This window comes from Actinoalloteichus caeruleus (genome assembly GCF_049311605.1).
Lineage (GTDB): Bacteria > Actinomycetota > Actinomycetes > Mycobacteriales > Pseudonocardiaceae > Actinoalloteichus_B > Actinoalloteichus_B caeruleus.
This window is the reverse complement of the sequence record NZ_CP186005.1, coordinates 3,151,269-3,172,708: the sequence shown is the minus strand read 5'-3', so window position 1 is coordinate 3,172,708 and position 21,440 is coordinate 3,151,269. Positions and strand designations below refer to the sequence as shown.

At 72.8% G+C, this 21,440-nt stretch carries 19 protein-coding genes; 9 read left to right on the top strand and 10 right to left on the bottom strand.

The genetic code is table 11. The annotated features are described in order from the left end of the window. Position 1: 1 nt before the first annotated feature. Both ACOJVX_RS12880 and dprA read left to right on the top strand, forming a co-directional pair. On the top strand, positions 2-1,516 hold the full coding sequence (locus ACOJVX_RS12880; RefSeq protein ID WP_026417991.1) for a YifB family Mg chelatase-like AAA ATPase: 1,515 nt from the start codon (positions 2-4) through the stop codon (positions 1,514-1,516). Then, a complete protein-coding gene (gene dprA, locus ACOJVX_RS12875) occupies positions 1,513-2,661 on the top strand; it encodes a DNA-processing protein DprA (protein WP_051713354.1) in 1,149 nt (382 codons plus the stop codon). Before ACOJVX_RS12880 ends, dprA begins: the two co-directional genes overlap by 4 nt. Before the next feature lie 196 nt (positions 2,662-2,857). On the opposite strand, the gene ACOJVX_RS12870 is transcribed toward dprA, so the two are convergent. From ACOJVX_RS12870 to ACOJVX_RS12845, 6 genes are all read right to left on the bottom strand, one after another. After that, complete coding sequence (locus ACOJVX_RS12870) at positions 2,858-4,048, bottom strand: MFS transporter (protein ID WP_422646775.1); 1,191 nt, start codon at positions 4,046-4,048, stop codon at positions 2,858-2,860. A gap of 201 nt (positions 4,049-4,249) precedes the next feature. After that, complete coding sequence (locus tag ACOJVX_RS12865; protein WP_030104968.1) at positions 4,250-5,593, bottom strand: MFS transporter; 1,344 nt, start codon at positions 5,591-5,593, stop codon at positions 4,250-4,252. 1,274 nt (positions 5,594-6,867) lie between these two features. Beyond that, on the bottom strand, positions 6,868-8,067 hold the full coding sequence (locus tag ACOJVX_RS12860; protein ID WP_418154103.1) for a serine hydrolase domain-containing protein: 1,200 nt from the start codon (positions 8,065-8,067) through the stop codon (positions 6,868-6,870). Further along, positions 8,064-9,011, bottom strand: a complete 948-nt coding sequence (locus ACOJVX_RS12855) for a DUF6895 family protein (protein ID WP_030104966.1) — start codon at positions 9,009-9,011, stop codon at positions 8,064-8,066. Before ACOJVX_RS12855 ends, ACOJVX_RS12860 begins: the two co-directional genes overlap by 4 nt. Beyond that, on the bottom strand, positions 9,008-9,730 hold the full coding sequence (locus tag ACOJVX_RS12850; protein ID WP_155886057.1) for a hypothetical protein: 723 nt from the start codon (positions 9,728-9,730) through the stop codon (positions 9,008-9,010). The genes ACOJVX_RS12855 and ACOJVX_RS12850 overlap by 4 nt, the downstream gene beginning before the upstream one ends. A gap of 35 nt (positions 9,731-9,765) precedes the next feature. Next, on the bottom strand, positions 9,766-9,957 hold the full coding sequence (locus ACOJVX_RS12845; protein WP_026417986.1) for a hypothetical protein: 192 nt from the start codon (positions 9,955-9,957) through the stop codon (positions 9,766-9,768). A 607-nt stretch (positions 9,958-10,564) separates the two neighbouring features. Here ACOJVX_RS12845 and ACOJVX_RS12840 point away from each other — a divergent pair. Beyond that, positions 10,565-12,448, top strand: a complete 1,884-nt coding sequence (locus ACOJVX_RS12840) for a DUF2207 domain-containing protein (RefSeq protein WP_026417985.1) — start codon at positions 10,565-10,567, stop codon at positions 12,446-12,448. Positions 12,449-12,489: 41 nt separating this feature from the next. Here the strand turns inward: ACOJVX_RS12840 and ACOJVX_RS12835 are convergent, their stop codons facing one another. After that, entirely contained in the window at positions 12,490-13,182 is a 693-nt protein-coding gene (locus ACOJVX_RS12835) for a histidine phosphatase family protein (RefSeq protein WP_026417984.1), read from the bottom strand. A gap of 266 nt (positions 13,183-13,448) precedes the next feature. Here ACOJVX_RS12835 and ACOJVX_RS12830 point away from each other — a divergent pair, with 266 nt between their 5' ends. Beyond that, on the top strand, positions 13,449-13,895 hold the full coding sequence (locus ACOJVX_RS12830) for a carboxymuconolactone decarboxylase family protein (protein WP_418154106.1): 447 nt from the start codon (positions 13,449-13,451) through the stop codon (positions 13,893-13,895). Between the two features lie 30 nt (positions 13,896-13,925). Here the strand turns inward: ACOJVX_RS12830 and ACOJVX_RS12825 are convergent, their stop codons facing one another. Beyond that, positions 13,926-15,029: a membrane protein gene (locus ACOJVX_RS12825; protein ID WP_026417982.1), complete on the bottom strand. Its 1,104-nt coding sequence runs from the start codon at positions 15,027-15,029 to the stop codon at positions 13,926-13,928. Between the two features lie 334 nt (positions 15,030-15,363). Between ACOJVX_RS12825 and ACOJVX_RS12820 the strand changes: the two genes are divergently transcribed. Further along, entirely contained in the window at positions 15,364-15,768 is a 405-nt protein-coding gene (locus ACOJVX_RS12820; RefSeq protein WP_026417981.1) for a PASTA domain-containing protein, read from the top strand. A gap of 105 nt (positions 15,769-15,873) precedes the next feature. On the opposite strand, the gene ACOJVX_RS12815 is transcribed toward ACOJVX_RS12820, so the two are convergent. Together ACOJVX_RS12815 and ACOJVX_RS12810 are read right to left on the bottom strand one after the other, a co-directional pair. Next, the gene (locus ACOJVX_RS12815) at positions 15,874-16,707 is read right to left on the bottom strand and encodes an undecaprenyl-diphosphate phosphatase (protein WP_026417980.1); all 834 of its coding nucleotides are present in this window, start codon (positions 16,705-16,707) and stop codon (positions 15,874-15,876) included. Continuing rightward, positions 16,708-17,754, bottom strand: a complete 1,047-nt coding sequence (locus ACOJVX_RS12810) for an LLM class F420-dependent oxidoreductase (RefSeq protein WP_026417979.1) — start codon at positions 17,752-17,754, stop codon at positions 16,708-16,710. Positions 17,755-17,858: 104 nt separating this feature from the next. Here ACOJVX_RS12810 and ACOJVX_RS12805 point away from each other — a divergent pair, with 104 nt between their 5' ends. The 4 genes from ACOJVX_RS12805 (at position 17,859) to ACOJVX_RS12790 (ending at position 21,374) form a co-directional block, all read left to right on the top strand. Beyond that, positions 17,859-18,845, top strand: a complete 987-nt coding sequence (locus tag ACOJVX_RS12805) for an aldo/keto reductase (RefSeq protein ID WP_103056736.1) — start codon at positions 17,859-17,861, stop codon at positions 18,843-18,845. A gap of 160 nt (positions 18,846-19,005) precedes the next feature. Beyond that, positions 19,006-19,758 (top strand): carbonic anhydrase, encoded by a 753-nt coding sequence (locus ACOJVX_RS12800; RefSeq protein ID WP_422646774.1) that lies wholly within the window; start codon positions 19,006-19,008, stop codon positions 19,756-19,758. A 417-nt stretch (positions 19,759-20,175) separates the two neighbouring features. Further along, on the top strand, positions 20,176-21,162 hold the full coding sequence (locus ACOJVX_RS12795; RefSeq protein WP_026417976.1) for a YncE family protein: 987 nt from the start codon (positions 20,176-20,178) through the stop codon (positions 21,160-21,162). Then, on the top strand, positions 21,159-21,374 hold the full coding sequence (locus ACOJVX_RS12790; protein WP_016697990.1) for a DUF5703 family protein: 216 nt from the start codon (positions 21,159-21,161) through the stop codon (positions 21,372-21,374). The genes ACOJVX_RS12795 and ACOJVX_RS12790 overlap by 4 nt, the downstream gene beginning before the upstream one ends. The last annotated feature ends 66 nt before the right edge of the window (positions 21,375-21,440 follow it).

Below are 21,440 nucleotides of genomic sequence, written 5' to 3'. Positions count from 1 at the left end.
CATGGCGATGGCGAAGGCCTGGTCGGTGGGCCTGCTGGGGGTGGACGGGGTGCCGGTCGAGATCGAGGCCGATGTCGGGGCCGGGTTGCCCGGTGTGCGGCTGTTGGGGCGGTTGGACGCGGTGGTCAACGAGTCGAAGGACCGCGTCCGGGCCGCGCTCCGCAACGTCGGGGAGAGCTGGCCGAGGCAACGCGTCACCCTGGCGTTGTCCCCCGCCGCCCTCCAGAAGACCGGGGCCGGTTACGACCTCGCACTGGCCTGTGTCGTGCTGGCCGCGGCCGGCGCCGTTCCCGCTGAACGGCTGGCCGGGACGCTGCTGTTCGGCGAGCTGGCCCTTGACGGCCGGTTGCGAGCGGTGCGTGGAGTGCTACCAGCGCTGCTCGCCGGGCGGGCCGCTGGGTTGCGGACCGCCGTCGTTCCCGTCGAGGCCCTGCCTGAGGCGGCCCTCGTGGAGGGCGTGCGGGCGCTGGGCGCGGCGGACCTGGGCGCCGTGGTGCGGTGGCTGCGGGAGGACGAGCCCCTGAGCTCGACCGCCCCGACCGTGCCGGAACGCCCGCAGGCCCCGGAACTGGCCGACGTGGTCGGGCAACCCGCGGCGCGGTGGGCGCTGGAGATCGCGGCGGCCGGCGGCCACCACCTCCTGCTCGCTGGTCCTCCGGGCACCGGGAAGACGATGCTGGCCCGCCGGCTCACCGGGCTGCTGCCCGAGTTGTCCCGCGCCGACGCGCTCGAGGTGACCACCATCCACTCGCTCGCCGGGCTGCTGACCCCGGACGCACCGCTGGTCACCTCCCCTCCCTTCGTGGCACCGCACCACGCCACGACCGTGCCGGGGCTGGTCGGGGGTGGGTCCGGGGTGGCCCGGCCGGGGGCGGTGAGCTGCGCGCATCGTGGGGTGCTCTTCGCCGACGAGGCCTGTGAGTTCGGCGCGCACCGGCTGGAGGCGCTCCGCACGGCGGTTGAGGAGGGTGAGGTGCGCATCGCGCGAAGTCACGGCATCGCGCGCTACCCGGCTCGCTGCCAGCTGGTGCTCGCGACGAACCTGTGCCCGTGCGCGCCGCCTCGGGACACCGACTGCGTGTGTTCGCCCACGGCCCGGCGGAAGTACTTCGGTCGGCTGTCGGGGCCGCTGTTGGATCGGGTGGACCTGCGGGTCCGGACCAGGCCGGTGCTGGCCATGACGCCGACCGAGGCCGACGTGGCCCCGGAGAGCACGGCCGTGGTGCGCGAACGGGTTCGGCGGGCGAGGCAGCGGGCCGGTGAGCGGTGGGCTGGCCACGGCTGGCGCACGAACGCCGAGGTGCCGGGGTCGGCGTTGCGGGGCCGGTTCCGCCCCCCGTCCACGGTGTTGGCGGTGTTGGACCGCGGCCTGTGCAGCGGGTCGGTGACCGCTCGAGGCGCGGATCGTTGCCTGCGGGTGGCGTGGACCCTCTGCGACCTGGCCGAGGAGGAGAGGCCGACGGCGGAGCACGTCACCCGCGCGTTGGAGTTCCGGGATTGGAGGGTGCCGGCATGACCGAGGTGTGCGAGGAGGTGTTGCGGGCGCGCGCCTACCTGCTGAGGGTGGCCGAGCCACCGGGTCGGTCGCTGTGCGACTTCGTCGCCGAGCACGGTCCCGTCCGCGCGGCCCAGCTGGTGCGCACCGGCAGGACGCCTCGTGAGGTCACCGACGAGGTCCAGGCCCGTCGTCACCTGTGGTGCGGCGAGGAGGAGGAGGCGGCGGCGCGAGCGGTGGGTTCGGAGCTGCTGGTACCGGAACACGCGGACTGGCCCTCGGACCGCCTCTCGCGGTTGGACCAGGCGAGCCTGGCCGGTCAGGGGCCGGGTCGCTCGCCACTGGCCCTGTGGGTCCGGGGTGCCCGGGAACTGGGGGCGCTGAGCGCGCGATCGGTTTCGGTGGTGGGCGCCCGGGCCGCGACCGGCTACGGGGAGCAGGTCGCGGCGGAGCTGGCGCACGACCTCGCCGGGCGGGGGTTCACCGTGGTGTCGGGTGCGGCGTACGGGGTGGACGGAGCCGCTCACCGGGGCGCGTTGGCCGTGCGGGGTCGGACGATGGCGGTCCTGGCCAGCGGCCTGGACGCCGGGTACCCCGCCGGACACCAGACGCTGCTGCGGAGGATCGTCTCCGGGGGCGGGGCCGTGGTCAGCGAGTACCCACCGGGCACTCCCCCAGCCCGGCACCGTTTCCTGGTGCGGAACCGGCTGATCGCCGCACTGGGTGAGGGTCTGGTCCTGGTGGAGGCCGGGCGTCGCAGTGGTGCCCGGAACACGGCCGGAGCCGCGGCCGCGTTGGGACGGGTCGTGATGGCCGTGCCGGGGCCGGTGACCTCGCTGATGTCGGTCGGGTGCCACGATCTGCTGCGGGATGGCGGTGCGCTCCTCGTCACGAGCGCTGATGACGTCGCGGAGGCGGCCGGGCGTCTCGGGTCGGATCTTCCGGAGGACCAGGGTCCGGGTTCGCCGTCCAGGGCGACGGACGCGTTGAGCGGGGAGCAGTTGCGGGTGCTGGACTCGCTCGACGCGGCCAGGACGCGCAGCGCGGCCGAGGTGTCCGTGCTGTCCGGAGTCGCCCCCGCCGTGACCGCGACCACCCTCGCTGTGCTGAGGAACGCCGGGCTGGTGTGCGGCCGCGAAGGCGGGTGGGTGGCCGTGCGACGGTGATGATCGCGGAGGGACGCGGCGGGCGGCGTCGCGGGCCTGGTGGCACCGCCCGCCGGGGAGGCGGTGCCACCGAATCGACTGGCCTGTGCCTCCCTGCCCTGCCCGGTCCCTCCCATGAGGCGCACCTCGGGCCGCCCGGCACCCGGCCTCCCGGCTCCCGCCGGCGGGCTGGGGGTGGAGGTGGTCCGGACGACGCTCACCGCCGATCGCGGTGGACCAGAGCACCGGATAGCAGGAGGACCAAGAGCCCGAAAACGATCGCCGTCCCCACCGCCACCCGCAGGTCGAGCAGGTCCGACAGCACCCCGATGAGGGGCGGGACCGTCAGGAAGCCGAGACGGGAGCACCAGGTGACGATGGCGATCCCGTGTTCGCTGCGGAGACCGGGGATGTTCCCGGCCGCGTGCACCGCCGACGGGAACAGCGTGGCGGTACCGAGCCCGGCGCAGGCGAACGCGGCGATCAACACCGGAACCGAGTCGAAAGGAAGGGCCAGTGCCAAGGGAAGTGTGATGAGCAGGCCTCCGGCCCGGCCGACGGCCACGTGGCCGTACCGGTCGGTGATGCGGTCGCCGAGGAACCTCCCGACGGTCATCGCGGCCTGGAAGGCGACGAACACGGCGCCGGCGAGCCCGGCGGGAGCACCGTAGGAGTCGAGGAGCAACGCGGCCCCCCACGAGGACGGGATGTCCTCGACGGCGCAGGCGGCCAGCAGCAGGCAGCCCAGGACGACCATGCGCAGGACCGGCCACGCGGCGCGGGGCGCCGAGGGGAGGGACGAGGCGCTCTCCTGGTCCCGTTCGCTCGCCTCCGGCCCCGCCAGCAGGTGTGGGCGCGCGGCCAACGCGAGCGACACGATCAAGAGTCCCACGAGGGGAAGGTGCGAGGTGAGGGGCACACCGAACCCGATGAGCGCGCTGCACACCACACCGCCGGCCACGGCCCCCACGCTCCACACCCCGTGGAAGCTGTTCAGCACGGACCGCCCGTACCGGCGTTGCACCCGCAGTCCGTGCGCGTTGGAGGCGGCGTCTGCCCAGGCGTCCAACGCGCCCATGGTGAAGAGCACCGCGGCCAGGGCGGCCCAGCCACCGACCACCGACACCAGGGGGAGCACCAGCCCAGCTCCGACCATGCACCAGACGGCGACCCGGCCGCTGCCGAACCGACCGGACAGCACTCCGGCGAGCAGCCCCGCCACGAGCGCCCCGGTGGGCATGGCCGCGATGGCCAGGCCAAGCGCGCTGTTGCTCAGGCCGAGGGCATCCCGGATCTCCGGGTAGCGGGGCACGATGTTGGCCATGGCGAAGGCGTTCGCGAAGAACAGCACCGCCACCGCGACCCGCGCGCGCCGCAGCTCGGCCGGGAGACGTGTCGAGGTGTCCACTACCCGGTTCCTCCGATCATGATCACCGCGGAACAGGGTGGCACTTCCGGCGGCCTGGCGGAAGTACCGTCACGGAGGAGGAACCGGTGTCCGGTGCCGGCCCTCGCCGGGGGTGGACATGACGAGTGCCCCCGCCGTGGGCGGGGGCACTCGTGCTCCGGTCGGTTCGTCCTGGCCCTGGTGGGTGGGCGGACGTGGGGGTCAGGCGGGCGCCGGGACGGGCTCGGTGTCCCGAGCGGGCGCCGTCGGCAGGTCCCAGCGGCGCTGGCGGAGGCGGACGGGCACCTGCTCGCCACGCTCCTCCGCCTCGAAGACCTGGGCCCTGGCCCGGCGCCACCACACCACGGTGCGGACCCCGCCGAGGAGCAGGAGGGCGACCGCGCCGAGCAGCGCCACCCGGTAGGCCTCGTTGCCGGGCAGGTGACCGACGACGTCGAGGAGCAGACCGATGATCAGGGACCCGATGGCGGTCGCGGAGTGGCCGCCGACGTTGGCGACACCGGTGGCGGTTCCCACCTGGGCCATCGGGTTGTAGTCGCGGACCAGCGCGAAGGCCACCGAGGAGACCGGGCCGCCCGAGGCGAACACGACGAAGGCCACGGCGGCGAGCAGCACCGGCGGCTGGCCCCCCGGCCAGGCCGAGAGCACCGCCAACAGGCCCACGGAGCTGGCGAGGTAGGTGATGACGATCCCCATGCGGGAGGCGGGGCGACGGCCGATGACCGCACCGACCATGGGGCCGCCCAGCACGCCGGTGAGGACCAGGGTGGCGACCAGGACGCTCGCGGTGCCGGGCTCCACGCCGACGCCGTCGACGAGGTACGAGTAGCCCCAGAGGAGCCCGAGCACACCCGGCAGCATCCCGGTGGAGAAGTGCACCCAGAAGGCCAGCCTGGTGCCGGCCACCTTCCACGCGGCGGGAACCTGCCGGAGCACGTTCTGCGATGCGACGTGGGTGGGCTGTTGCCCGGCCGGGGTGTTGCGCACGCCCAGGGACACGGCCGCGGTGTAGGCGAGGGTCACGGCGCCCACGGCCATGAAGGTGAGGGTCCACCCGGCGCTGCCCAGCGCCATCGACAGCGGCACGGTGGCGATGACCCCGCCGAGCGCGCCGAGCGCGCTGGAGACGGACACGACCATCGCGTAGCTGCGCGCCGCGAAGTGGGAGGCCACAAGACGCAGGAGGCTCACCCAGGTCAGGGCGTCACCCACGCCCACGACGACGCGGGCGCCCAACGCGACCGGGTAGGAGGAGGCCAACGCGAAGAGCACCTGGCCGAGGCCCAGGAGCACGGTGGCGGCGATGAGGACGCGTTTGGCGCCGAACTTGTCGACCAGGACCCCGGTGGGTACCTGCATCGCGGCGTAGACGCCGAGCTGGAGAACGGTGAAGACGGCGAGCGCGGCCGAGCCCACGGCGAACCGCTCGCCCGCGAGCGGGCCGGCGACGGAGAGGGAGCCCCGGTGGAACACGGCGGCCAGGTAGACGATGACGGCGGCGGTCCAGATGACCCATGCCTGCCGCGAGGTGCGGTCCGCAGCCAACTGACAGAACCTCCGGTGTTGGTGAACGGCGAGAGCGGACGGTGGCGAGCACCTGGGCGCCCGTCACGGGGACGCACGGCATCCGACCCGGAGCGTCGTCCTGGTCGGCACGCGCGCTGATCACGTGCTGGTGGAGCGGGGAGGGATGGCCGCCTGTCGGCGGGCCGGGCCGGACGGTGGCTACGGTGCTCACTCACCGGCTCGAGGAGTACGCGGCGATGCGCTCCAGATCGTGCGCACCGGAACACCCCTCAACCACGACGTCGAGCGAACTATTCCGGCTTTGCCGGATTTCCCCGACTGGGTGGGCCACCGCACGCTCTGGCGTGGGACCACGGGTGGCCTACGTTCCCGTAGCGGGTTCCGCCGGCCGTCGGGGTTCACCGTTTCGTGGAGTCCGGTCGGGCCGTGACCGCCGTGGTCAGCTCCCCGAGTGACCGGTCGGTTCGTGGTCTCCGGCTCGCACGATGGGGGAATCGCGCCGCACGTCCCCACTATTACAGCCGTGCGCGCCGATGGAGCCCGTGGTCCGGGGTCGAGGTCGGTGTCCGTGTCCCCCGCTCTCCCCAGTCGGCGACAGCGCAACCCTGTGACCTGCGCTGATGTGGACGGGCGCACTGGTCGGACCCGCCGGGGCAGTGACGCGTTCCACGCCTAGGCCTGGTCGGGAAGACTACGGATTCGCCACCGAGGGGACCCACGGCGGCCGGTGCTCCGCTGGCGGTGTCGGGGGCGTCGCCCCGATCAGTCCGGCGGAGGGCGTGCCCCGCGCCGGGCGAGGCTCGCGGCGAGACGATCCGTAATGCGTCGGGTGGTGTGGCCGATAGCACAGATGCCGGGGGCGGCATCAACGCCGTGCGCGTGGTGACCGCGCCCCGGCACGTTCTCCCGTCCGCCGCGGAGGGTGCGGCCGCTCCCGCACGCCGGGCCTCGGACGAGGACTTCGGTGGGACGTGCTCCCCTCGACTGGGTGTCCGGCGCGGATCCCCTCCCCCACCCCGGGGGTGTCGTGCCGGGTCGGCGGGAGGCCGGTCCTCCGTGGGTTCGGCCGATCCGGTGATCCGGCAGCGCTCCGGGCGGGTGCCACCCCCGCAGCGCTGGGTTCCGATCGCGGGGACGTGGGCGGGGTGAACCCGGGCGCGCCCGGACGGGCGGCGCTTGCCCGGTGGGAGCGGCGTCGCTGCTGGGGGCTGCGGTGCTCCCGGACCCCGTCGGCCTCGGACGATCGTCGCCCCTCCTGGGCCGGGTGTGCCCCTCGTACCGCCGCGACGTGGTCAGGGACGTCCCGCCGCCACCCAGTCGTCGACCAGGCCCCGCAGCAGGTGGTACGCGGCCCGGGTCACCGGCGCCCTGAGCACCGCTCCGGTGTTGGCTACGGCGACCACTCCCAGGCCTGCGGCTGGAGCGAAGGACACGAAGCTGGTGAACCCCCAGGTCACACCGCTGTGCAGCAGCACGGGCACGCCGTCGGGCGTGGTTCGGCGGTGCCAGGCGAGGCAGGTCTGCTGGGGGGCGTCCAGATCGGCGCGGGGGCGTTGCACGTCCCGCAGCGCGCGGGACAGCGCGGGATGCCCAGGGGGGACGGTCTCGTCGGGGCGGAGGTGCGCGCGCACGTAGCGGGCGAGTTCGGTCACGCTACCCGCGAGCACCCCGGCCCCGGCGAGCGCCGTCATGCGCCACGGTGGGGTGCGGCGGCGTCCGTGGTGCCCGGTGGCGCGACGGGCCCCGGCGGGGGGTCCGGCGGCCGGGGTGAACCCCAGCGGCCGACCGACGCACAGATCGACGGCGGTCTCGTAGTCGCCGCCGGTGGCACGTCCCAGGGCGTGTCCGAGCAGCCCGTATCCCAGGTTGGAGTAGCGCACCCTGGTGCCGGGCGGGTCGCGCGGAGTGGTGGCGCGCACCGCTCGGTAGAGCGCTTCGGCGTCGTAGTGGGCGTAGGGGTTGCGCAGGCCGCCGCGCAGCAGCGAGCCGGCGAGGTTCCGGGGAAGCCGGGGCAGCCCCGCGGTGTGCGTGGCCAGCTGGTGCAGCGTCGGTACCGGGTGCCGACCGGTGGGTCGAGCCCGGTCGGGCAGGTACCTGGTCACCGGGTCGTCGTAGTGGACGACGCCCTCGGCCACCAGCCGTGCCAGGGTCAGCGCGGTGACCGTCTTGGTGATCGACCCCCACTCGAAGTGGGTGTCGGCGGTGACGGCCTCGGCCGAGGAACGGTCCGGGGTGCCGACGCCGATGGCCAGGCCGCCGGTGGCCGTCACCAGGCCCACCACGGCACCTGGTGCGCGGGCGTCCCGGGCCGCGTGCCGCAGGGCGCGCCGGAGCGTGTTGGCGTCCAGCCACGGTGCCGCGCGCGTCGCCTGGTTCGGGTCGGGCGGCTCGGTCGGGCCTGGTCTCGCGGGAGGTGGGGAGGCCGGGTCGCTCGGGCCGGCAGGGGACCCGACTGGTCCGGTGGACCGCCCGGTGGGTCGGGAGGAGGTCATCCGCCGACGGTTTCGCGGGAGTCGGTGGCGCCGGTCAGGGTCGAGATCCCCCGGGACACGAGCAGGGTGCCGGCGACGGCGGCGACGACCGTGGGGTGGTAGTAGTTGCGGAACGCGTCCTCGGTGCCCTCCGGTGGTGCCTCACTGCCGAAGGGCATCAGCCCGTCCTCGTTCTGCGCCGTCGCGTAGGCGATCCACGTGTCGGCCGGGAACTCGGGGTGGGGCAGGCAGAGGTCGACCATGAGGAGTTCGCCGACCAGGTCCCACTGCTGGGCCTCGCGGTAGACGTCCAGCCACACCGGGAGCCACCGGCCCAGGTAGTCGACCATCGCCGGGGGGAGCCGTCCGGGTTGGCCGGCCCAGTCGCTGAGGTGGAAGACGGTGTGGGTCATCGCGTAGGCGGTGGCGAAGTCCAGGGCCCAGGGTTCCGACGCGTTGCCCAGCCAGGTGCGGCCGACCAGCTCGGCTTCGTCGGCGTGTGCTTCCAGTCCGATGAGCCTGGCCGAGTTGGTCAGTGCCAGCTGGCGGTTGGGGAGCAGTTCCCGTGCGTGCGCGGCCCGCAGCCGCCCCAGGTGGGCGAGCAGTTCCTCGAGTTCCGGGTGGCGGTAACCGGCCCGGGTGAACATCGCGTAGATCTCCATCGGGTAGGTCTCGACCGGCATCGCCAGTTGCAGTTCGTGCAGGAACGACCCGTTCCCGAGTGCGTTCCAGGCGTAGTCCATCAGCACCGGTGAGATCTGGGCCTGCCGGCTTCCGATGGCCCCTTCCCGAACTGCGATGGAGCCGGCCAACGCGAATTCGGCGAGCGGTTTCACGTGGCGGTTGGTGTTGACCTCGAGGACGGGGACGTCGGGAGGGAAGGCGAACAGGTGGGCGGCACCGTCCAACCACTCCAGGGCGCTCGTACCGACGTGGTGGCCGATGGAGAGCAGTGCATCCCTCATGAGCGTCCGACCTCCAGCAGGTGTTGGGCGACGGCGACCTCGAGTTGGGTGCGTGGGTCGCGGGACCCGAGCAGGTCCACGTGTTCCAGCAGTCCGGTGAGCCCGAGTTCGGGTGGCACGTCGGGTTGGAGCGCGAGCCACCGGCCGAGCCGGGCAGCGGTGTAGGGGTCTCCCCGCAGCAGTGCCCGCGCGGCTCCCCTGGCCAGGTCCTCGGTACGCCGACTGGCGGCCAGGTGCACCGGCGTCACCCAGCCGGGCAGGGCCATCGTGGAGACCTGGGCCATGAAGACCGACCACGGCTGCCACGGGGTGCCCTCGTTGGGGGCGAGTTGGTCGGCCGACCTCGGGTAGGCGGAGCCCTTCCCCGCTCCGGTGAGGTCGGTGAGGACCTCCTCCAGGAACCAGTGGCGGAGCCGGCGGACCACCGACGTGGTGACCCGGGTGCTGTCGGAGGGGAAGACGGTGGTCACCTCGTCGAAGACGGCCAGGTCATCGGCGAGGACCGGACGGCCGCGGACCAGGTACGGGGCGAGCGCGTCGACCCCCAGGACCCGCAGTGCCGCCAGTTCCGCCCTGCGGTCGGGGAGCAGGCCGACGTGGTCGCTGACCCGGTACGTGTCGTCCGCGCCCCGGAAGGCGCGGACGACACTGGCGGCGAGGGCGTCCACCGCCGTCGTGTAGCTGAGCCTGGGCGGTGGATCCGCGTCAAGGCGCGACACCTCGAGCTCCCTTCCCTCGCCGGACCGGTTGGCTGCTAGCGGCGGGGCCGCTTCGGCTCGGGCGGTTCTCCCGTGGAGAGCACGACCGCCAACAACAGGTCGGAGGGTTCCCGGTAGAGGGGCGGAGTGCCCTCCCGCTTCTCCTGGACCTCCTCGAGGTCCGCGACGAGCTCCAGCTCGGTCGGCGGGGCGATTTCCAGGTTCCGTGTCGCTCGCTCGGTTCTCATCGTCGCTCCTCAACCTCTCGAAGAAATGATGTTCGCGGAATTCCGCTGTTCCACACATCGTCGTTGTCCGCTGGGAGTAGCGCGAACGATTTCCACGGTAGTGAGCGAAGAAGATCCAAGAAAGAACGGCGGGAAATACTCGTCAATAGGGTGAAAAGGCGGGATGTGATCGTCCAGGCACGGACGTGATCTGTGGTGATCGCCCCGGGAAAGGGGGTGCCGAGGAACCCGTCGCCGGCCGCCTCGCCTGACCTCCCCCTTCGCCGTGCGGGGCGCGTCGGACCCCGGCCGGGGGACGGTCGGTGCGGACGGGCGCCTCCCCCGCGCGTCGGTGACGCCGCGTCGTCGAATCCGACACCCACACCGGGGGGTCGTGCCGGTCACGCCGGCCGGAATTCGCTCTCCGCGACCGCCCCGAGGGCACCACGGGCCCTCGCACCAGGCTCGGCGCGGCGTCCGGGGCGGGCGGCAACGGTCCGCCCAGCCGCGTGCCACCGCGCCCGAGATCGCACACGGTACGTCACGGTCGACCAGCGGTGCGTCGACCGTCTACCCGAGTTTTCCCGCCTGGGGTATCCGGAGGGTGACCGCCGGCCATACTGGGGCCATGCTGCGCAGGTTCTCCTCTCTTCTCGCGGTCCTCGGCTTCCTGCTGTTGGTCGTTCCGCAGGCGGCCGTGGCGTCGTCGACGACGGATGGCGACCTTCGGGAACGGATCGTGGACCTGGCCATCGACGCGGAGGTCACCGAGGACGGCGCCGTGCGGGTCGTGGAGACGATCGAGTACAGCTTCGGCATGTACAGCCGGCGCGGGATCTTCCGCCACATCCCCGTGTCCTATCCGATCGAACGCGCCGACGGGAGCGTCGACGACGTCAAGGAGCGCTACATCGAGGTCGTGGACGTCAGCGCGACGATGGACGGCGCTCCCGTGGAGACGGCCATCAACCCGGAGGGCGCCGACAACGACGGGTCCGCCGACGTCATCCGGCTCGGCGACCCGAATTCCCAGGTCACCGGGACCCACACCTACGAGATCTCCTACGAGATGCGGGGCCTGCTGAACGCTCCCGAGGGGGAACCGGAGCTGTTCTGGAACGCCTTCGGTGACCAGTGGGAGGTGCCGGTGGAGTCGGTGTCGGTCGCGGTCACCGCCCCTGGGCCGATCAGCAGGGTGCGCTGCGCTGCCGGCGACCCCGCCCAGCCCGACGTGGACTGCCCGGTCGCCACCTCCGACGGGGACACCGCGCGCTTCCAGGCGGGTCCGCTCGGACCACGCAACGCGGTCACGGTCGTGGTGGCGCTCCCGGACACGGTGACGGTGCCGCCGGCGATGGAGCGGACCCGGCAGACGCCCGCCGCCCTGGTGATGTCCAACCTGACCCGGCCCGGTGAGGGCGCCGGGATCGGTGCGGGCTGGGTGTTCGGCGGAGCGGCGGTCATGCTCGGTGGCGCCGGCGCGCTGTTGGCCAGGACCCTGCGGCGCGGTCGGGACTCCTACTTCGTGGGGCAGACCCCCGGCTTGGCGCCGGCCGAGGGACAGCAAGCCCAGGAAGCCGTCCGGGGCCTCGGACAGCGCGACGAGGTCGCGGTCCGCTTCACCCCACCAGACGACATCCCGCCCGCGCTGTGCGGGGCGATCCTGAAGGAGAACGCCGACACCGCCGAGGTGACGGCCACGGTCACCGACCTGGCGGTGCGCGGGTACCTGCGGGTGGAGGAGAAGGGCTCGGACCACGTCCTGGTACGGCTGCGGAGAGCCGATGCCGATCTCACCGACTTCGAGGGCCTGATCCTCAACGGTCTGTTCTCCGGGGCGCGCGACGGCCAGCGCACGATGAAGTCCCTCTCCGGCAAGTTCCACCAGACGCAGAGTTCGGCCAGGCAGCGGATCCTGGACCAGACGACCCGGCGCGGTTGGTACAAGCACCGCCCCGACCGGGTCCGGGACGGCTACCGGATGGGTGGGCTCGCGGTCGCTGGGGGTGCCGCGCTGGTGACCTGGTTCCTGTTGGTGCCCGTCGACCTGGGTCTGGTGGGCCTCCCGATCATCCTGGCGGGGCTGGCGATGACGGCGCTCGCCGGTCGGATGCCGGCGCGCACGGCCCTCGGCTCGACGGCGCTGGCGCAGACGCGGGACTTCCGGCGGTACCTGGAGGTGGCCGAGGCGGACCAGATCAGCGAGGAGGAGCGGCAGACCATCTTCAACCGCTACCTGCCCTACGCCCAGGTGTTCGGGTTGGCCGAGGTGTGGACGAAGAAGTTCGCGGCCGTGGGTGCCGCGGAGCCGGACGGCTGGTACCGGGGGCGTCCCGGGCGAGCCGGCTTCTTCCCGGCGTACCAGAACTTCCACCGGTCGATGCGGACCACCCTGCCCACGGTTCCCCGGTCGAAGGGCAACACCGGTGGGTTCGGCGGCGGCCGCAGCGGGTTCCGGGGTGGGAGCATCGGCGGTCGAGGTGGCGGTGGGGGCGGCGGCGGCTCCTGGTGAGGCGACGGCGGGGCCGTGGGTGCGCCGGCCCCGCCCGTCGGTCAGCCCCCGGTCGCTCCTCCCACCACGGCGTCCGAGCTGGTCCCCGGCTCGGCCTGGGGCTTCGGCGCCAGCCCGCCCAACGCGTCGCCCTGGTCGTTGACACGCAGGACGAACGGTCTGAGTTCGGTGTAACGGACGACGCTGACCGAACACGGCTCGACGACGATCCGTTGGAAGGAGTCCAGGTGGATGCCGAGGGCGTCGGCCAGGACCGACTTGATGACGTCGCCGTGCGTGCAGGCCAGCCACACGGCGTCCGGGCCGTGTTCGGCGGTGATCTGCCGGTCGAGCTGGCGCACGGTGGCGACGGCCCTGGCGTGGACGTCGGCGAGGCCCTCCCCGCCGGGGAACACCGCCGCGGAAGGGTGGTGTTGGACGACCCGCCACAACGGCTCCGTGCTCAACGCGCCCAGTTCGGCGAGGGTCCAGTCCCCGTAGTCGACCTCCAGCAGCCCGTCGTGCACGGCGGGCTCGAGGCCGCGGGCCTGTTCCAGGGGGCGCAGCGTCTCGAGGCAGCGTTGCAGCGGTGAGGTGTGCACGGCGGCGAGGGGAACGTCGCTGAGCCGACCGGGGAGCGCCGCGGCCTGGGCCGCGCCGTCCGGGTCCAACCCGATTCCCGGGGCTCTCCCGGCGAGCAGGCCCTGGCTGTTGGCGACGGATCGGGCATGGCGGAGCAGGATGAGGGTGGCCACGTCCGTCGAGCCTAACCGGGACCACGGGCGCCGGCCGCCCAGCGAGAACCCCCTGCTCCGCACGCCGCTGCTCCCTCGGCCGTTCGGCGGTCCTCCTCCCCACCAGGAGGTCGTGTCCCGCATCACATCGGTCGGGGTGTCGGTCGCTGTCACGGCACGCCTCGCTGTCCCGTCCAGGAGGTGACGGTGACGCTTCCCGCTGCCCACGGGGCGCGGGGAGCGGCGGCACGACTCCGTTCGACGAACGGAGAGCGAGGAGGAGTGAGATGACACCCCGGATGACGATCGACCCCACGTCCCCCGCCTACCGGGCGATGCTGGGGCTGGAGCGCTACCTGGAGTCCAGTCCCCTGCCCCGGACCACCCGTGAGCTGGTCAAGCTGCGCGCCAGCCAGCTCAACGGCTGCGGGTTCTGCGTGGACATGCACAGCCACGACGCGAAGGCCGGCGGGGAGACCGACGAGCGGCTCTTCTCGGTGGTCACCTGGCGGGAGGCCCCGTTCTTCACCCCCGAGGAGCGGGCCGCGCTCGCCCTGACCGAGCAGGCCACCCGCCTGGAGTCGGACGGGGTGTCCGACGAGGTGTGGGCGGACGCGGCTCGGTACTACGACGAGGAGCAGCTGACCGCGTTGGTCACCGCGATCGCCACGATCAACGCGTGGAACCGGTTCGGTGTGACGTTGCGGCTCGTACCCGGCTCACATTGGAAGTGAGGCGCGCCCCGGTGGCCGGAGCACCTCCGGTCACCGGGGGTTCCCGGTGGCGCCGATCCCCGCCGGCGTTGTCCCCGTCCTCCGGGGGCGCCGGGACAGCAGGGCCGCCGCGATCAGGGCGACCGCGACACCCAACACCGCGTACCCGGACAGCACCCCCACCGGTCCGGCGATCGGGGCGTCGCCGAAGTAGGCGGTGTCGCGGACCAGGGTGGTGCCCGCACCCGGCGGGAGCCAGGGACCGACGGCCCGCCAGAAGGGCGGGAGCAGCGAGGCGTCGTAGGCCCCGCCCGCGCTCGGGTTGCCCAACACGACGAACGCCAGGATCGCCACCCCCACGCCCACGACGCCGAACAGCACCTGGAGGGCCATCGTCGTCGCGCCGGACGCGAACGCGACGAGCGCGCCGACCCACCACAGCACCAGGACGTTCCCCGAGGGGAGGGCATCGAGCACGGGGCCGACGATGAGCGCTCCCCCGAGACCGGAGAGCACCGCGTACCCGGCGAGGACGGCGAGCCGGACTCCGACCCTGGCGGGCCGTGCCCGGTGCTCACCACCGGCGAGCCCCATGATGGCCGAGGCGAGGTACCCGCCGAGCATCCAACCGATGACCAGGTAGAACGGGGTGAGGCCCCGGGCGTCGCCACTGGCGGCGGGCACCACGTCCCGGGTCTGGAGCTGCCGGCCCCGCTCCTGCTGGACGGGGGTGAGCACCCCGCGCACGGCCTCCCCGACGGAGGCTCCGGCCGCGGAGGCCACCAGCACGGTGTCGGTGTCGGAGTCCGGGTTCGCGACGATGGCAGCGTCGACCTCGCGTCGCTCGAGCCGTGCAACGGCGGCCGCCTCATCGTCGACGACGTGGGCGCGCAGCGGCTGACCAGGCAGGTCGTCGAGCTGTTCGGCGAGCTGGTCTGCCTGGCCGGGGGGCGCGACCACGGCCACCGGGACCCGCTGCGGGGTCGGGGCGTGGAAGGCTCCGGCGTAGGAGAGCACGAACGCCAGGTGCAGCGCGAGAACCGCCAACACCAGCAGCACGGCCCTCGGGGTGAGGGCGTCCCGGAGTTCGGCCGCCGCGCCGCCCGGGGGCGTCGCCGGACGGGCTCCCGGGGGGTGCGGTTCCGATGTCCCCATGTCCCTCCCTCCCACGGCCCTCACCCGGGCCCCGGGGCAGCGGGGCAGCGGGTGGCACCCGGACGCTAACCGCTGGTCGGTGCCCTCGCATGACCATCCGTGGGCACCGGACCCGGCCAGCGGGTCACGGCCGGCCCCGGGTGCCGCTCCGTCCCGGCCCGGGAGGGATGCGGCAGGGCACGTGTCCCCAGCACTTCACGGCACCCACGCTGGGCCGTCCGGAGGAGACCGGCACCCTCGGCGAGATCGCCGGTGTGAAAGCCGGGATCGCGGGGTAGTTGGCCGTCGAGAGGCCGGTGACGATCACGACCGGCCGCGAGATGAGGAGGACATCATGGCCCGACGTGCCCTCACCGCCGGTTCCCTGGCCGCCGCGTTATCGCTGGCGTTGGTGGGATGTTCCAACGGCGAGGAGACGTCCCCGGATCCGGCGGCCCCACCACCGGCGGACCAGACGGTGGAGGAAGCGCCCACCTCGGACCCGGCCGAGGAGGGGGAGCCGGTGACGGTGCCCGACGTGATCGGTCTGGACGGCCGGGACGCCGAGGACGCGTTGGACGAGGCCGGCATCACCGAGTTCGAGTACCGGTCGGTGGACCCCGAGGACGACATCATCGTCGCGCCCGGGAACTGGGTGGTCGACGAGACCGATCCGGAGGCCGGAACCGAGATCACCGCGGAGGACACGGTGACGCTCCAGGTCAGCAAGCTGGAGGAGTCGACGGAGCCCTCGTCCTGACCGACATCCCGAGGTCATCCCGGTCGCCGGGGGCCAGCGTCCGCGCTCGGCTCCCGGCGGCGACCGACACACCCACCGCCGTCCCCGCCACCGGGCGGGGCACCGTCAGGTCGCGTCGATCACGCCGGTCGCGAGCAGGCCGAGGACCAGGCAGCCCAACGCGATCCGGTACCACACGAACAGGTACACGCTGTGGCGCTCCACGAAGCGAAGCAGCCAGGCGATGCACGCGTAGCCGACGACACCGGCGATCACGGTGGCCACCACCATCTGGATGCCGGTGGGTTGGAGCCCTGGCCCCCCTTCCTCGAACACCTCGGGGAGTTCCGACAACCCGGAGGCCACCACGGCGGGGATCGCGAGCAGGAACGAGAACCGCACGGCGGTGGGACGGTCCAGACCCAGGAAGAGCCCCGCGGTGATCGTTCCGCCTGACCGGGACACGCCGGGGATCAGGGCGAGGGACTGGGCGAATCCCATCGCCACCGCGTCGCGGCCGGTGAGCTGGTCCATCGACCGCCGTTGCCGCCCGATCCGCTCCGCCAGGCCGAGCAGGATCCCGAACACCACCAGCATCGTCGCGATCAGCCAGAGGTTGCGGGCCGTGGTGCGGATCTGGTCGGCGAACAGGAGGCCCAGGACCCCGATGGGGATCGAGCCGATGATGACGTACCAGGCCAGCCGGTAGTCGGCGGTTCGGCGCACCTCGGTGTCGCGGAACCCCCGGAACCAGGTCGTGACCAGGCGGCCGATGTCCCCGGCGAAGTAGACCAACACCGCCGCCTCGGTCCCGAGCTGGGTGACGGCGGTGAACGAGGCCCCCGCGTCGGCGTCGAAGAACAACTCGGAGACGATCCGCAGATGTCCGGACGAGGAGATCGGCAGGAACTCGGTCAGCCCCTGCACGATCCCCAGGACGAGGACCTCGACCCATGTCACCTAACCGACTCCTGACGCATCCCATGCCTCAGCCGCGATCCGCAGCGTATCCGCAGCCTGCGTGACGTCGGGGACAAGCGGGTTGACCGCGAGTGTCGTGACGCCGGCGCCAGCGAGAACAGTCATCCGTTCGGTGATCCGTTCCTTGGGGCCCAGCAGCGAGACGGCGTCGAGGAACTCCAGGGGCAGGGCCGCCATCGCCCCGGCGTGGTCGCGGTCGAGGTAGCGGCGCTGCACCTCCTCGGCCTCGCGCTCGAATCCCATCCTGGCGGCCATGTCCCGGTAGAAGTTCTGCTTCCTGCTGCCCATGCCCCCGACGTAGAGGGCGGCGTGGGGGCGGACGGCGTCGGCGCACCGCCGCCAGTCCGGTCCGACGACCAGGGGGACCGAGGCGACGACATCGAAACCGTCGAGATCGCGGCCGACCCGTTCGCGGCCGGCCCGCAGAGCGGCCAACGAGGCGTCCGCGTGCCCGGGTGCGAAGAACACGGACAACCAACCGTCGGCGACCTCTCCCGCGAGTTCCAGGTTCCGGGGGCCGACCGCGGCGAGGTAGACGGGCAGGTCGGGGCGGGGCGGGGCCATCGTGAGCCGCAACGCCTGACCGGGGCCTTCGGGCAGCGGGAGCTGGTAGTGCCGCCCCTCGTACCGGAGGCGTTCCCTGCGCAACGCCGCACGGACGATCTCGACGTACTCGCGGGTTCGGCCGAGGGGGTGGGCGAAGGGCACGCCGTGCCACCCTTCCGACACCTGCGGGCCGGAAACGCCGAGGCCCAGCGCGAACCGACCCCCGGTGAGGGTGTCGAGGGTCGCGGCCGTCATGGCGGTCATGGCCGGTGTCCTCGCCGGGATCTGCATGACCGCGCTGCCCACCTCGATGCGCTGCGTGCGCGCCCCGATCCACGCCAGCACGGTCGGCGCGTCGGACCCGTAGGCCTCGGCCGCCCACACGATCGAGTAGCCGGCCCGTTCGGCGGCCACCGCCAGTTCGAGGCGCTCGGCGTCCTCGGCGCGGCCGAAGTAGCCCAGATTCAACCCAAGTCGCATCGGCGAACCCTACCGGCCAGTAACGTGGGTTGTCAGCGGCCAGGCGGTTGAGGAGCACTCGGTCGTCCAGCGGGAACGCCTCAAGGCATCTAGGCTGCGCGGTCGTGGAACACCGACAGCTCGGTCACAGTGGACTGCGCGTCTCCCGGCTCGCGCTGGGGACGATGGGCTGGGGCGAGGAAACGGGCACCGAGGCGGCGGCGGAGGTGTTGGCGGCCTTCACCGAGGCCGGTGGGACCCTGGTCGACACCGCCGACGTCTACGGTGGCGGCGCCGCCGAGACCACGGTGGGAGAACTGCTCGACAAGGTCGTCCCCCGCGACCAGGTGGTGTTGGCGACCAAGGCGGTCGCCCGGCGCGAGGACGGCCCCTTCGGGGGTGGGGCGTCCCGAGGCGCGTTGCTGGCGGCGCTCGACGGTTCCCTCCGCAGGCTCGGCGTGGACCACGTGGACCTCTGGCAGCTCCACGCGTGGGACGGGCACACGCCCCTGACCGAGACCCTGGCCGCCGTGGACCACGCGGTCACCAGCGGACGCGTCCGGTACGCCGGGGTCTCGAACTACGCGGGGTGGCAGCTGGCCACCGCCGCGACGACCCAGCACCACCGCCGCCCGTTCGGGGGCACCCCGATCATCTCCGCCCAGGTGGAGTACTCGCTCGTGGAGCGTGGCGTCGAACGGGAGGTCGTCCCCGCCGCCGAACACCACGGCGTGGGCCTGCTCGCGTGGGCACCACTGGGCCGGGGAGTGCTGACCGGTAAATACCGCCACGCCACCCCTCCCGATTCTCGTGGCGCCTCCGAGAGAATGGCCAACTACGTCGAACACCACCGGAACGACCGTACCGCGCGAATCGTGCAGGCGGTTGCCACCGCGGCAGAGGGACTTGGCGTCAGCCCACTCGAGGTGGCCCTCGCCTGGGTACGCGACCGACCGGGGGTGACGGCATCCGTCGTCGGTGCCCGCACGAGGCACCAGCTCACCACCTCGTTGAACACGGAACACCTTCACCTCCCCCTGGCGATCCGCGCGGCGCTCGACGACATCAGCTCCCCGCCCGTCGGGTACCCGGAACACCACCTCGTCCAGTGAAACCGCCCCATGCCTCCCAGACAGGACCGAGCGGACAGAACACCGATCCCGCGCTTTTCCACCACCACCGGAATCCGGTGATCCCATAGGCGTCGATTGTCCGGAAAATTCTCGGCGGAAACGCGTACTCATTCCTTCGCGCAACAATTAACGTAAGCATGTGAGCAACTCCAACAGCGCATTAGGGCTGTCGCGGCGCAGACTGTTCGGCCTGGGTGGAGGAGTCGCCGCCACCCTGGCCGTCGGAGCGTCCGCGGCGAGCGCGACGACCAACACCACCGGTGGCACCACCCACGTCCCCTCGCACGGCCGCCGGCGTCCCCGCACGGCCGACGAGGCCTGGACCGCCCTGCGCGCCGGCAACGACCGGTTCGTACGAGGCGACCTCCGACACCCCCACCAGAGCGTCGAACGCCGCGAGGACCTCGCGGACGGGCAGGACCCGTTCGCCACCGTCCTGGCCTGCGCCGACTCCCGCGTACCGCCGGAGATCGTCTTCGACCAGGGGCTCGGCGACCTGTTCACGGTGCGCTCCGCAGGCGAGGTACTCGACGACGCGGTCATCGGCAGCATCGAGTACGCCGTCGAGCACCTCCACACCCCCCTCGTCCTGGTGCTGGGCCACTCCGGGTGCGGAGCCGTGCAGGCCGCCGTGGACCTCGTGCACAACGGAGCCGAACTCCACGACAGCATCAGCTACCTGGCCCACTCCATCGAAGCCGGCGTGCTGCGCACCCCACGTATGGACAGCGACGCCGAGTACCTGCGGGCCTGCGTGGAGGAACAGGCGCGGAGCGCGGCCCGCACCCTGCGGGAACGCTCCGCGATCGTCCGCCACCTCGTCGACGGTTCCGGGGTGCGGGTCGTCTCCGGGGTCTACGACCTCGAGACGGGTCGTGTCGACCGTCTATGACCCCCTCGGACGTCACCGCGACCCACTGGGGATGAGTGCCTGGGCGCGGCACCGCGCCCAGGCCACCGCCAGGTAGGCGAGCCTCCGAACACCTCGTCGCCCCCAGATGGCGCGGCAGCCCAGGGCTCGTGAGCGCAGGAACGGGAACCGGCCGCTCCTCCCCCACGGCGGCCCCACCCGCGCGGCACCACCACCCGCCCGGCGCGAACCTCCACCCACCGTCGAGTCCCGCGCCCGAATCGACGCCACCGGGGGCCGGCGTACGGCTCTCACCGGCACCACGACGGGACGGTCCCCCGCCCGCCCCGCGACCGGGCCTGCGCGTGACCCTCCGCGACCGATGGGGGATGCTGGACGAGTACTCGCCCAGGTCGGCCGCCCGACCTGGACCGCGTCTCGAGCCGAGGAGAGTCAAGCGTGCGCCGCCTGGTCGGGATTCTCGCCATCACCACCGTCGGCCTCACCGGGTGCTTCGGGGTCGAAGCCCAGGACGAGGCCGCCGAACAGGCCGTCGAACCGGCCCGGCCAGCCGAGGCCCCAGCCGCCGACAGACCGGCCGGGGACGTCATGGACCTCGCAGGCGATGTCACCGCACTCGTCGCCGACCCCGACAGCCGCACGCTGGCCGCTCTCGTCGAGGACCAGCTGCTGGTCCTCCCCCTCGACGACCCCGAGGGAACCGCCGACGAGGTCGACCTGCCAGGTCCCGGTGCCAGCGTCTCCCTCGCCGCCCCGGGTGGCCCGCTGCTCGTGTCCGTCCCCGACGCCGAGCTCCTGGTCGAGGTCGACCCGGACACCCTGGGCACGCACGAACGCCCCACTCCACTGCCGGCCACCTCCGCGACCCGGTTCGACTCCACCACCGGGCTCGCACACGCCGAGGAAGGCGTCGTCACCCTGGACCGCGGGGACGAGGCGGTCCGCGTCGAGGGCTTCCACCAGCCGGTGGAGGTCATCGCCGCCGAAGGGCGCGTCTTCGTGCTCGACGTCGCCGAGTCGGCCGTGATCCGGCTCGACGAGCAGGAGCGGGAGAAGGGGCTCGGGCTCCGCGCCGGAGAGGGAGCCACCAACGCCGTCACCGACAGCTACGGCCGCATCCTGGTCACCGAGACCCGGTCCGGTGAACTCCTGGCGTTCTCCGCCGAACCGTTCCTGCTCCGTCAGCGCTACCCGGTCCCCGGAGCCCCGTACGGGATCGCCTACGACGAGGAACGCGACCTCGCCTGGGTGACCCTGACCGAGACCAACGAACTCGTCGGGTACGAGATGCTCGGCGGCGAGCCCGTGGAGGTCCACCGCTTCCCCACCGTGCGGCAACCGAACGAGGTGGCCGTGGACCCGAGCACCGGGGCGGTGTTCGTGGGCTCGGCGGCCGGAGAAGGGATACAGGTGGTGCGACCGTGACGGACCAGCCGGTGATCGACGGGGACTGGGAGTACCGCCCGCTGCGACTCCCGCCGGGGGTGTCGAGGCGGGCGGCCAGCACCCAACTGGCGATCCACGCCGAGTACGCGGGGTGGGAGCTGTCGCGAGTCCTGCTGTTCGGTGACGGCACCCGCAAGGTGTGGCTGCGTCGGAAGCGGACGACCGTCGGCATCCCCGGCCTGCACACCTGACGACCACCCGCCACGTACCCGGCCAGCTCACCGCCACCGCGGCGACGAAGGACCACTCCTCGCCCG

What these genes read in the sequence shown, in the direction of transcription:
- ACOJVX_RS12825 (WP_026417982.1), bottom strand. Translation starts at nt 15,029, where the DNA reads ATGGGGACATCGGAACCGCACCCCCCGGGAGCCCGTCCGGCGACGCCC.
- ACOJVX_RS12810 (WP_026417979.1), bottom strand. Translation starts at nt 17,754, where the DNA reads ATGCGACTTGGGTTGAATCTGGGCTACTTCGGCCGCGCCGAGGACGCC.
- dprA (WP_051713354.1), top strand. Translation starts at nt 1,513, where the DNA reads ATGACCGAGGTGTGCGAGGAGGTGTTGCGGGCGCGCGCCTACCTGCTG.
- ACOJVX_RS12840 (WP_026417985.1), top strand. Translation starts at nt 10,565, where the DNA reads ATGCTGCGCAGGTTCTCCTCTCTTCTCGCGGTCCTCGGCTTCCTGCTG.
- ACOJVX_RS12845 (WP_026417986.1), bottom strand. Translation starts at nt 9,957, where the DNA reads ATGAGAACCGAGCGAGCGACACGGAACCTGGAAATCGCCCCGCCGACC.
- ACOJVX_RS12855 (WP_030104966.1), bottom strand. Translation starts at nt 9,011, where the DNA reads ATGAGGGATGCACTGCTCTCCATCGGCCACCACGTCGGTACGAGCGCC.
- ACOJVX_RS12830 (WP_418154106.1), top strand. Translation starts at nt 13,449, where the DNA reads ATGACACCCCGGATGACGATCGACCCCACGTCCCCCGCCTACCGGGCG.
- ACOJVX_RS12880 (WP_026417991.1), top strand. Translation starts at nt 2, where the DNA reads ATGGCGATGGCGAAGGCCTGGTCGGTGGGCCTGCTGGGGGTGGACGGG.
- ACOJVX_RS12820 (WP_026417981.1), top strand. Translation starts at nt 15,364, where the DNA reads ATGGCCCGACGTGCCCTCACCGCCGGTTCCCTGGCCGCCGCGTTATCG.
- ACOJVX_RS12860 (WP_418154103.1), bottom strand. Translation starts at nt 8,067, where the DNA reads ATGACCTCCTCCCGACCCACCGGGCGGTCCACCGGACCAGTCGGGTCC.